Source organism: Emticicia fluvialis, from assembly GCF_024793945.1.
GTDB classification, from domain to species: Bacteria; Bacteroidota; Bacteroidia; order Cytophagales; family Spirosomataceae; genus Emticicia; species Emticicia fluvialis.
The window spans coordinates 1-11,138 of sequence record NZ_JANUSD010000018.1; the positions used below are offsets into that span (position 1 = coordinate 1).

Genomic DNA, 11,138 nt, shown 5'->3' on the forward strand with positions numbered 1-11,138 from the left:
TTCAATAATAATGGCAGGCAGTAATAACTTCAAAATATCCTTATAACTTTCTTGCATCTGTTCTTCTGGTAAAATGCAAAGGTCACAATTATTTTATCGCCCCACAACTTTTAGGTTTGATCCGAAACAAAAAAGGACAAATCAAAAATAAATTTGAATTGTCCTGTAAAGTCGTCCTACCTGTACAATTTTCGAACTTATTTATAGATGATTTAAAGCGGTTGGCAAGCATAGCGGTTTAAAACCCTAAGCTTGTCACCGCTTTTCTCTTAAACTTCATATAGAATAATTAAATGGGAAAGCTAACCTGTGCGACAGCTAAAAAAATTGATTTGGTAGACTACTTAGCTTCCATTGGACACCTGCCCCAGCAGGTAACCAATGGAAGCGATTATTGGTATCGCTCACCCCTTCGGGAAGAGCATACAGCTTCCTTTAAAGTTAACAGGAAATTAAATGTTTACTATGACCATGGAACCGGAAAAGGAGGTGACCTGATTGATTTAGGTAAGGCTTATTTCAGATGTACAATTAGTGAACTGCTTGAAATTTATCTACTATCAACCATGAACACATTGACTTGTTTTGGGATAGTGACAAGGCTGGGGTAGAGGCGACACTAAAAGTGCTGGAATGGGAAAATGGAAGACGGGATAAATTTATCGACTGCAGTAATTTTTATAGTGGCTTTCAGGACTTGAACGATTGGCTTAAAAGCAGTCAACCCGAGATACGTCAATCTTATAAACATGGAAAGGCTTTATGAAATTTTTGTGTCTGAAGAGATATATTATGTCTGGAGCGATGTAGCCAGCTATGTTTTGGTAAAACCAAAACGCTGGCTCACCTCATGCTACCGCATTCGGTGAAAGATTTTTTTCATGCTATTGCATTCAAAAAGAAAGAGGATAAAGATGATGGAGGAGCAGAATGTAATTACAAAAAACAAGGGCGGCAGGCCTAAAAAAGCCGTTAAAAGAGACCAGCTTATGGCCATCAAATGCACGCAATACGAACGTAAAGTAATTGAAGCCAAGGCCAAGAGTGCTAATCTTTCCGTTTCGGAATACCTGCGGGAAATCGGGCTTACCGGAAAAATTGACAAACGAAATAAAGCGTTGCCAAAAGAAGTTTTGAGCCTTACTGCTGCGCTCAATCACATGGGTGCCAACCTGAACCAGATTGCTAAAAAGCGGAATGGATCAGATGAATTAAGCCCATTGGAGCGTGCAGAATTAAAAGTGCAGTCAGGGTATTTAAAAGAGATCGCAGTACAGATTAAAAGCTATTTACAATGATAGGGCATGTATCAATCGGCTCATCTTTTTATCACTGTATCAGCTATTGTCTGGAAGATAAAAAGGAACTGTCCGAGCAGCAGAAAAAGGAGCTTTCCGTGCAGGATCATTTGCAGCACAGAGAACGTGCAGAGGTATTGGAATACAATAAGTGCTTTGGCAACAAACATGAACTGACACAACAGTTTAAAGACGTTCAGAAACTAAGCAAGCGGGTTGAGAAACCGGTATTGCATTTATCCCTGCGGCTGGCACCCGGAGAAACGCTGACCAAAGACCAGCTTATTGAGATGGGCAGAGCTTGCGCCGTAGCATTTGGCGTGGCAGAAAACCAATATATCTGTGTACTACACAAGGACACTAAAGAGCAGCATATTCATATTGCCGCTAACCGTGTAGGATTGAATGGTAAGGTCGCCAGCGATAGTAACAGTTATAAGCGTATGGCCAGCCTCTGCCGGAGTTTGGAGAAGCAATATAACCTACAAGCAGTATTAAGCCCCCGGGCTTTCCTGTCACAGAAGGACAGACTATTACCACGCCAAGACCAACGCAAAGAACGATTAAAGGCAGACATCCGACAGACCTTAGAGAAAGTAATTCACTATTCCGCATTTGAAAAGCAGATGCAGGCATTGGGCTATAAGGTTATCAAAGGCAGGGGCATTTCCTTTATAGATGATAAAAAGGTAAAAATAAAAGGTAGCGAGGTTGGCTTTTCGCTGGAGAAAATCGACAGGATTTTAGGAATTAGGCAACAATTGGAAATGAACAAAGCCAAGAAGCATAGACAGCCGGGAGGTAATAGATCATCCATCGCCTACGCGAAGGCACCAGCACAAGATTATAAGTGGAAGATACAAGAATCTTTTGAAATGATTGAAAAGCAGCTTTCCAGTATATTGTATCAATTGCTGAAACCAGAGGAAGGAGTGGATTATATCAATCCTGAGCTTATCAAAGAAGCTAGGAAAAAAGGTAGAAGGAGAAGAGTACAAATAAGTAATTAGTAAAATGCATGATTATGAATACTGCAGATAAATACGAAGCGATCGAAAAAGAAATATTGGGATTGGTGCTGGAAGAATTTACCCAGGAACAGAAAACCACTAACCAAACCATGAACGATCTGATTGCTGCTGTCAACACCATTGGCAGCAAGCTTGATGATTTTAAGAGAGAACTGGACAACCCCAAAGCCGTTTCGGTAACAGTCGATACTGAACCTATTCAGCAAATGATATATAAGGGATTAACCGATGTAAAACTGATGATCGGCACACAGCCGAAAAGTATTGTCAGAAAATTTCAGATACTGCTATTTCCTGAACAGGATGCCAAACTATTCTACAAGGTTATTTTCGGCCGTTGGTTTTTGTGGCTGGTTATTATGCTGTTCCTGACCAATCTTTATAAGTGGGGTATCCATTACAGCGACAATCAAAAAGAAATTAAAATGCAGATGATTGAAAATGATAGAATAAAAAAGTCTTGGGACTATCTATATAACAATAACGGCAAAGAAGTGAAAAAGCTGATGGAGAAGGCCTATATCAATTCAGAAAAAGAACTGGCTGAAGGAAATAATCAAATCATTTCCAAATGATATTTTATAGCTGAATAGTCAGGTTTAAGCTGACTATTCAGCTACTAGAAGTAATGAATGAAACAAACAGTATTCACGAGCAAGCGGAATATTGATATTCTTATTAAAGGGACACCCTATAACTTTTTGTAATTTTGGAAAATTAAACGTAGGACACATGATTATAAGTCAATCTGTCATAACAGACATCAAGGCCATCATTCTTAATGCTCAAGAAAAAGCCATTCGTTCAGTGGATCACGAACGTACTATGATGTATTGGTTGATCGGACAGCGTATTTTTGAAGAAGAACAGCAAGGGAAAGACCGGGCAGATTACGGCAACTATCTGACCAAATTTGTAGCTGAACAATTGGAACCGGAGTACGGAAGCGGCTTTTCCAAACGTCAGATAGAGCTTTTTCGGCAGTTTTATCGCACATTTCCAATTGCGAATACACTGTATTCGCAATTGAGTTGGAGCCAATATAAATTACTTATAAGGCTTGATAATCAAGATAAAATAGCTTTTTATATTGCAGAAACTATTAAAAACAACTGGACTGTACGACAGTTAGAGCGGCAAATTCATAGTAGTTTATGGGAGCGTCTGTTAATGAGCAATGACAGGGAAAGTGTACTAGCCGTGGCAAGAAATGAAAAACAACCCTCAGATGCGAAGGAAATCATCAAAGACCCCATGTATCTTGAATTTTTAGGATTACATCGCGAAGCCTCCTACTACGAAAAAGACTTAGAACAAGCGATTATTACACACTTGCACGACTTTTTGCTGGAATTAGGTAATGGATTTGCATTCGTAGCCAGGCAAAAACGGCTACACATTGAAGGGGATGAGTTCTTTATAGATCTTGTATTTTACAACCGGCTTCTACAATGCTTTGTAATCATTGAGATAAAGACTACCAAGTTTACACACCAGGACATTGGGCAATTGCAGATGTACGTCAATTATTACGACCGTTATGAAAAGAGAGAGTTTGAAAACCCCACCATAGGTATCTTACTTTGTGCCGAGAAAAATAATGCAGTGGTTAAAATATCGTTGCCAGAAGACAATAAAACGATATTTGCAAGCGAATACAAATTGTACTTACCAACAGAACAGCAACTGATCGAAGAAATCAAAAAAGAGATTGAAAAAAGAGAAAATGACACCAGAGTTTAACTACACAAGAGGCAATCACTCCCCAGTATTATAAATTTGTAACAGAAATTGACAAGTTAGTAGTTAACGTAGAAGGGAGTGTAAACTGAACTGTGTCAGGTTTGATTTTTCAGGTCATTAAATGAAGTTTCAACCTATCCCCAAAAAAAACATAAACTTGTGATAGTGCCAAGCTCTAGTTATGGAGCGGCATTGTCCACTTGTCAGCAATATTTTGTACTACTAAATAGACTAATTTTAAAAAGGCATTGTCAGAAGTAAAAGCCCCTTTTGTTTTCGTAATTTTTCTAACTTGTCTGTGGAAACCCTCGATGGTGTTAGTTGCGGCCGCCGCTGCGGTATAAATGACCTTTCTAATGGCATTAGGTATTGAAAAAAAGTTGAAAGATTCTCCCAATTGTTGTACCAGGATTGAATAGGTGCTGGATATTTTTTAGCCCATTTATTATCTAAAGCAATCAGATTCTCAAAGCCTTCATCTTTTGTAAGGGATTGATAGACAGGTTTCAAGTCATTAATAAACTCTTTTTTGTCTTTTTCAGCCACATACCGAAGAGAAGCACGAATTTGATGAACTACACATGGTTTGTACCTAAGTTTGAGGAAAAACAGTTCAATAGCAACGGGGAACCCGTTTAGCCCATCGACACAGGCAATCAGAATATCCTCAACACTTCGATTCTTTAATCAGTAATAACTGATATCCAGAATTTGGCTCCCTCTGTTTCAGAGACATACATGCCAATTAAATCTTTCTTACCTGTCAAGTCAATTCTTAAAATGTTATAAACTGCTCGTGTAGTAACTCGTCCACTTTCTCGTACCTTGTAGCGGTCCGCCGCTGCGGTGCATATAATCCAGATAAACAAAAGCATAGACTGATTGAAGAGAGCGGGTTTTCCACTCATTCATAGCCGGAATTACGGGGATGCCTAGTCCTTATCAGTAATGGCAGACAACTGAGAAGCCAAAATTTCAATCTGATAAGGCTCCTTAATATGGGTGGAAATATCTTTTGTACTCACCCCACGACCGTACAAGGCAGTGACTTTATCTTCCAGTTCTTCGGTAATAATTACCTGACGTTTAGGTAAAATGATTGGCTCAAAACTCCCAATGACTGAGGTGTCAATTCAGTCATCTAATTCAGAATTTAACTGGAACGATATTAATATGTTATCTGACAGTTAATTTTAATACCTTTCTGTCAGATTAAGTCTTGTCTATTACATGTTATGGAAACCCCGGCTTCTCTGATTGCCTGAATCAGCGAGAGTACTCAATTTTTATTTTAAACTATCTTTACTTTATATTCCTTTTTCTTGGTACCCGGCCCGTCATCGCTGGCATGCGCCGCCAACGTAAAGCCGCATACTAATAACAGCAAAGCCCAGATTTTACATATAGGTTTGTAGAATTGCTTCATTTTATAGGTTTTTCTCTTTAAATATCACAGTGGGGGTGGTGTTTGGTAATGGGTATGTGTTTAGTGTTTTCTTAATCAGGTGCTTAATATTCTAAAACAGATGCTCTTCAACAGTATCCCAATTCTATTATTAGAAGTTTGATTTTATTTAACTAATAATTACTCCTCTTATTCGTTAATGAAACTCTAAAGTTTCACTATTACTTTGATTGAATTTTATTCAATAGTTCTCCAAAGGAATTCACAATTAAAAATTTTCTTAATTCCATTTACAGTAAATTTGAAAAGTAGTTGTGAAAATATTATCAGCAAAGTAGTGATTCAACTTCTAAAACATATTCTCAAATAATATCAAAATATACTAATGCGGGCTTTCCTCTGATAATTCCTCTTTTGTCTCTATTATTTTTTGCTTTAACTCTTCTGCAGTAACAAATCCTGCCCAAAATTTAAAGTCCTCTTCATATTCTGAATACCGTTGTGATACATCACTTAAATCAACAAAAGCCTTATATTCAATATCTGTTAGACCTTTATAATTCATTTCGTTAACAAAGGTATCGTGGAAATCATCACAAAATGTTATTTCATTTATTTTGCCTGATAAAAATTGGTCAATAAGCCAATACAGTCTTCTCTTATCATTCTTTTTATACATATTGCTTATGGTTTTACAAGTTTATATTGAAAATGCCAAATAGTATTTGTTGCCTTATCGTAAAGAACATCTAATTTGTAAGTCTTTCCGTTTTTTAGCATTTCAATACTGTACATTAGAGCTCGTGAGCCTTTAGGGTCTGGCACTCCAGTGGATCCTTTGATTGCTTGCTCTAATATTTGAATTGGTACGGCTCTGCCCGGATCTCCCATATGCCTGCCCGCACTTCCGCCAAATTTAAATAATTCTTTCTCCTCCTTACCGGCTATTGCTCCAACGTCGCTAAGATTATTACATAAATCAGGTTTCTTAGGCGTATCAGAATCAACACGCAAATTACTAACACTTCCACATTTTCCCCAAAGGTCATAAGCTCCCTTTCCTTTGGTACCGTCTGCAAATTCTACATCACCCTCTATTGTACCCAGAAACTGGTTATGTGCAGAAGTCTTCTTTTTAACTTTTTTGTAAACTCCGTTTACATACTCCATCTCCTCGCCAACGATACCCCCTGCTGCATTACGAATTACAAACTTACCTGTTTTACCAGCTCCTTTCTTAAAGGCAACGCCTGCCTTGCTCATTATTTTTGAGGTAACATCAAGCTTGTCAGATATTTTAGCTACTGTTTGTACTACTTCGGCCAGTTTAGCAGCTTTCATGGCTTTTAGGCCGCCCGTTATAGCCCCCATACCCACAAACATAGATGCTATCTCAAAAGCAGTGCGCCCGTTATAGTATCTGTTTATTGGAGTGTACCTGATTCAAGCTGGTAACATTGGTCTTTCAATATAGCCGTCCAGCCGTTGGCCGGTAACATATCGGTTATGCCAACGATATTGAGAAATTAACCTATAAATCAATGAACTAAATGGGTTATTGAAATCCTTGCTTCTCTGATTGCCAATATCAGCAGAAGTACTCAATTTTTATTTTAAACTATCTTTACTTTATATTCCTTTTTATTAGTACCCGGCACGTCATCGCTGGCATGAGCCGCCAACGTAAAGCCGCATACTAACAACAGCAAAGCCCAGATTTTACGTAAAGGTTTGTAGAATTGCTTCATTTTATAGGTTTTTCTCTTTATAAATTATAATGGGTGGTATGATTGGTAATGGGTATGTGTTTAGTATTTATTGGTTGGGGCACTTTAAGCTTTACAATTCTAAATTGCTTCTTTACTATAGCACTAATTTGAAATATTTCTAAAAACATCTTCTCTTGTAAACTCCCTTCCCCAACCATTATACTCAGTTATGGAGAATTGATAAAACATATTAACAGGTGGTAACGGAATTTTATGCTTATTCATAATAAGTAAAATTTCTTGCAAATATTCAATAGTCTGAGGAGAGTAATTTTCAATAGAAGAATAAAGATCTGATATTCCTATGAAAAAAATAAGGTCTATAATTTCCAATAATTCATTATTACACTTTTTATATAATTGATTTAAAGACCAGAATTGGGTTTCGCTCAAAAAATCTAAATCACTCAAATCATCAGTATCATTTAATACCCCTCTTGGAATACATTCTGCCACCTGATAGTGCCAAGTCCCCATATTAATACTAGTATAATTCCATAATAGCTTCAATAAAAAATCCCATTCCAATTCTGAAAGTTGAAAGTGTTTGATTGAGTTTTCAAGACATACTATTGAAAATGCAACTCTTCCCCGAATTGATATCCGTTTAAAATCCATCGCTTTCATATAATTTATTTATCACTAGTGACATGCAAATCTTTAAAAATATCTCTGCACTCATTACATCTTGTAAAATTTATCATTTTATTACCTTTAAAGTCGATTTTAATGGTATGGATTTGTATATCATCCCATATTGCACCGTCATACAATGCCTGATTTACAGCATCACACTCAGAGCAATTTGCATCTTTCGGCCATAATTCGCTAATCATTTGTCATTCGTGCATCAGAAAAGTATTCTATCTTTACTTGCTTTAATTCATTTTTAATAATTAAGGCTATTTCTCTACCTTCTTGGTCAAGGTCTTCTATAAGTGTGCCATCAGCAAAGCCATTATAGTGTTCATTCTCATATTTTAATAACCACTCTTTTAATCTTTGTTTAATTATTATGCTTAAATCTAAGTCATCGGGATCTATATATCCTCCTTGATACTTATCTCTAATTCCTGTACCACCTAAGGCAGCATCTATAACTAAATACTTCATTATTATCAGTTTATTTTGGTCTAAAAAACCTGTGATCAATTATACCATCTTTATTTACTCCAATTTCAAAAACGCCATTCTTTCCATTCATTTTACCCTGTAGCTGGAAGATTCTATATCCATTATTTTTAAGAATTGGCTTAGTAGCTAATATGGCATCATCAAATGAGTACGGAAAATTGTGACTAACAGGGTCTTCAACCCCTCTCATCCTAACCCTCTCATCATATTTATAACTATACTTGTAAACATTCGCCCCCCCTTAGCGGCTTCAGCCGCAGCTTCGCTAAGATTACCACATCCATTGGCTCCATCAGTATTTACACGCAAAGTACTGACACTACCACATTTACCCCAAATTTTATAAGTGCCTTTCCTTTTAGTACCATCTGCAAATTCAATATCACCTGTATGAATACCTAAATATTTGGTATAAGCTGCTGTCTTTTGCTTTACACCTTTAAGTACATTGTCTACATATTTTCCTATAACTTTAGCAATACTTCCGTCTGCCCTTCTAATGACAAATTCAACGCCTTTGCTTCCCAATTTGGAGACAGTTACTCCAACTTTACTCAGCATTTTACTTAAAACATTGAATCGCTCTGCTAATGCTGCTGCTCTTTCTAAAAACACAGCAGCTTTTACAAGACTCATGCCTTTCAGCATAGCTGATGCCTCGCCAACTCCAACAAACATAGAACCAACATCGAATACTAACCGCCCATGATGATACTTGTTGATGGGAGTATATCCAACATAATCCTCAACAAATTGTAAGACTGTTGATTTAAGTTTTTTGAATGTCCCATCTAAAGTAATACCTTTGGCCATACCATAGATTAGTTTGATAGTTTCCCACCCATCAGTCACCATCTTAAGACAGTCTGCATCAATAAGAAACTTGTTAACTCCAAGAGTGGGATCCAAGCATCCAAAAAATTGTGCCGCAGAGTAGGTAACTTGCCCTAAATCTTTTACAGTAAGGTATAGGCCATCTGAAATGCAGCTACACGTTTGGTTTCAAGTTTTGCCAAAGAAGAAATCCTTTTAGGGGTTATTTGTTAGTGAGGTTTGTCTATTTCAAGTGTTAATACTTGTGCAAGTGTTAATACTTGGAAAAATTTTTAATAATGGAATATTTAGTATTGACTTCGAAAATGGGGAATTCAGTGGTAAGATGACTTTATCTGTCAATTTTTTTGGTTTTTTATTGGTTGATTATCTGGAGACTTCTAACATAGACGGATATTATGCAAACTTCAAGTCTATAAAGTCTGATTAACTAAAGAATGTTAAGGTCAATTGCTTTTATTCGATATCAATATGTTCTTACATCCAATAAACTTATTGTAGTCTACCCCTGATGGTGAATTGATCTACCATCAGGGGTGTTTTTTTACCTGGGATTCTGTTCAATTTGATTCAGCCTTACCTCCAGTTCAGGAATAGGGAAAGTATATCTGGGGTCATTTGCTTGTAGTTGGATAAGTTCTCCATTCACTTTCCGGGACAAATCTTTGCTCAAGCCCGGTTCCAGATTCAATCTGCGCAGGTCTGACCACCGCAATCCTCTAAAGGCCAACTCTTTTCTTCTTTCCTCTAAGATGAAGCGAAGCGCTGTTATGGCATCTGTGAATGACGCTCCCGGGAAGGTTCCCGTTCTCCATCGTTTACTCAGCAAGGTGTTGATGGTTTGTGCCGCTTCTTCCAAGGCATTCCGGCGCGCCTGACATTCTGCCAGAATCAGATAGAGCTCATCGTTGGCCAGTCCGGCAAAATGGGTCACCGGAGACCGGCCGCTATACGATCCTTTAAAATTAACCGCCCTGTCTGCCCGCCTGACATAGAACAGATTTCTTCTCAGATCTCGTGAGTCGTAGGCATTGAAAAGGCTTGAATCAACCATCGTTGTAGTCGCGCTTTGATAACCTGATGAAGCCAGCGGCGCATAGAAAATCACCTCAGGGTTTCCTTCCGTTAACAAGGCAGGGAAAGGGCGGGTAGCCGAACTGAGGTCACCTGTCAATTGATTATAATCCAGCAATAGATTATTTCGTTTCAGTGCTTCCGCGGCAAAGTGTTCGGCCAGGGCATATTCCTGCATCAATAGACAGGCCCGGGCCAGCAATGCCCGGGCTGCATTTTTACTGGGTCGGGTGAGAACCGGCACCAGGTCAGGCAATAATTCAAGCGATTCTTTGAGGTCAGTCATGATTTGCTGAAACGTTCCTGAGAGGGTGCCTCTGCTGCTTAAAGCATTGACATCAGATTCCAATCGAAGAGGGATGCCCGGTGTCTGACCGGCTTTGGCCGGATCATAGGGTAGGGAAAATTGTTGCGCCAGCTGCAAATGCGCCCATGCCCTGAAAAATAGTGCCGTACCCTGCAGATGCTTTTTCTGTTCAGAAGGTTCTGTTTTTTCAAGTCCTTCCAGGACAATGTTCGCATACAGGATAATGCGATACTGGTTATTCCAATCTCCGACATTGGAGTTTTCGTACAAATCCTTTTTCCATACATAACTGTTGATTTCCAGAAGAGAGCGGCTGGGGAGTCCCTGATCGCTGATGTAAAGATCATCACTGCTGATCAAAGGTAAATAGGGAGCCAGGTTCATGTAGCTGTTATTGTCCAGCAGCGCCTGGAAGTCCGCAAGGGTTTGGGGTATCAACAATGCTTTGTCCGGCTTTTTGTCCAGAAATTCAGGATTACATCCGGTCAAAAGGCAAAGGGTTAACAGACAGAATAAATGATGAGGTTTCATTGCATGAGGAGT

13 protein-coding genes and 2 pseudogenes are annotated in these 11,138 nt (G+C 38.4%); 5 read left to right on the forward strand and 10 right to left on the reverse strand.

The genetic code is table 11. The features are described from left to right. Positions 1-332: 332 nt before the first annotated feature. The 5 genes from NZ848_RS18500 (at position 333) to NZ848_RS18520 (ending at position 4,072) form a co-directional block, all read left to right on the forward strand. The gene (locus tag NZ848_RS18500) at positions 333-611 is read left to right on the forward strand and encodes a CHC2 zinc finger domain-containing protein (protein ID WP_253528731.1); all 279 of its coding nucleotides are present in this window, start codon (positions 333-335) and stop codon (positions 609-611) included. Between the two features lie 270 nt (positions 612-881). Continuing rightward, positions 882-1,298 (forward strand): plasmid mobilization protein, encoded by a 417-nt coding sequence (locus NZ848_RS18505; protein WP_259016777.1) that lies wholly within the window; start codon positions 882-884, stop codon positions 1,296-1,298. Continuing rightward, on the forward strand, positions 1,295-2,308 hold the full coding sequence (locus NZ848_RS18510) for a relaxase/mobilization nuclease domain-containing protein (RefSeq protein WP_259016778.1): 1,014 nt from the start codon (positions 1,295-1,297) through the stop codon (positions 2,306-2,308). Before NZ848_RS18505 ends, NZ848_RS18510 begins: the two co-directional genes overlap by 4 nt. Positions 2,309-2,322: 14 nt before the next feature. Then, entirely contained in the window at positions 2,323-2,904 is a 582-nt protein-coding gene (locus NZ848_RS18515) for a hypothetical protein (protein WP_253529681.1), read from the forward strand. 157 nt (positions 2,905-3,061) lie between these two features. Continuing rightward, positions 3,062-4,072: a PDDEXK nuclease domain-containing protein gene (locus NZ848_RS18520; RefSeq protein WP_259016779.1), complete on the forward strand. Its 1,011-nt coding sequence runs from the start codon at positions 3,062-3,064 to the stop codon at positions 4,070-4,072. Positions 4,073-4,247: 175 nt separating this feature from the next. Here the strand turns inward: NZ848_RS18520 and NZ848_RS21595 are convergent. From NZ848_RS21595 to NZ848_RS18570, 10 genes and pseudogenes are all read right to left on the reverse strand, one after another. Next, positions 4,248-4,735: pseudogene (locus NZ848_RS21595) on the reverse strand (transposase). A gap of 20 nt (positions 4,736-4,755) precedes the next feature. Next, a pseudogene (locus NZ848_RS21600) lies at positions 4,756-5,205 on the reverse strand (transposase). Positions 5,206-5,363: 158 nt separating this feature from the next. Further along, positions 5,364-5,498, reverse strand: a complete 135-nt coding sequence (locus NZ848_RS18535) for a hypothetical protein (protein WP_259016781.1) — start codon at positions 5,496-5,498, stop codon at positions 5,364-5,366. Positions 5,499-5,859: 361 nt separating this feature from the next. Beyond that, positions 5,860-6,156: a hypothetical protein gene (locus NZ848_RS18540; RefSeq protein ID WP_253528696.1), complete on the reverse strand. Its 297-nt coding sequence runs from the start codon at positions 6,154-6,156 to the stop codon at positions 5,860-5,862. 5 nt (positions 6,157-6,161) lie between these two features. Next, entirely contained in the window at positions 6,162-6,818 is a 657-nt protein-coding gene (locus tag NZ848_RS18545) for a hypothetical protein (protein WP_259016783.1), read from the reverse strand. Positions 6,819-7,090: 272 nt separating this feature from the next. After that, positions 7,091-7,225 (reverse strand): hypothetical protein, encoded by a 135-nt coding sequence (locus tag NZ848_RS18550; protein ID WP_259016785.1) that lies wholly within the window; start codon positions 7,223-7,225, stop codon positions 7,091-7,093. 123 nt (positions 7,226-7,348) lie between these two features. After that, positions 7,349-7,873 (reverse strand): hypothetical protein, encoded by a 525-nt coding sequence (locus tag NZ848_RS18555; RefSeq protein WP_259016787.1) that lies wholly within the window; start codon positions 7,871-7,873, stop codon positions 7,349-7,351. A 201-nt stretch (positions 7,874-8,074) separates the two neighbouring features. Then, entirely contained in the window at positions 8,075-8,359 is a 285-nt protein-coding gene (locus tag NZ848_RS18560) for a hypothetical protein (RefSeq protein ID WP_259016788.1), read from the reverse strand. Positions 8,360-8,566: 207 nt separating this feature from the next. Then, positions 8,567-9,193: a hypothetical protein gene (locus tag NZ848_RS18565; protein ID WP_259016789.1), complete on the reverse strand. Its 627-nt coding sequence runs from the start codon at positions 9,191-9,193 to the stop codon at positions 8,567-8,569. A 565-nt stretch (positions 9,194-9,758) separates the two neighbouring features. Continuing rightward, positions 9,759-11,126 (reverse strand): RagB/SusD family nutrient uptake outer membrane protein, encoded by a 1,368-nt coding sequence (locus NZ848_RS18570; protein WP_259016791.1) that lies wholly within the window; start codon positions 11,124-11,126, stop codon positions 9,759-9,761. Between the last annotated feature and the right edge of the window lie 12 nt (positions 11,127-11,138).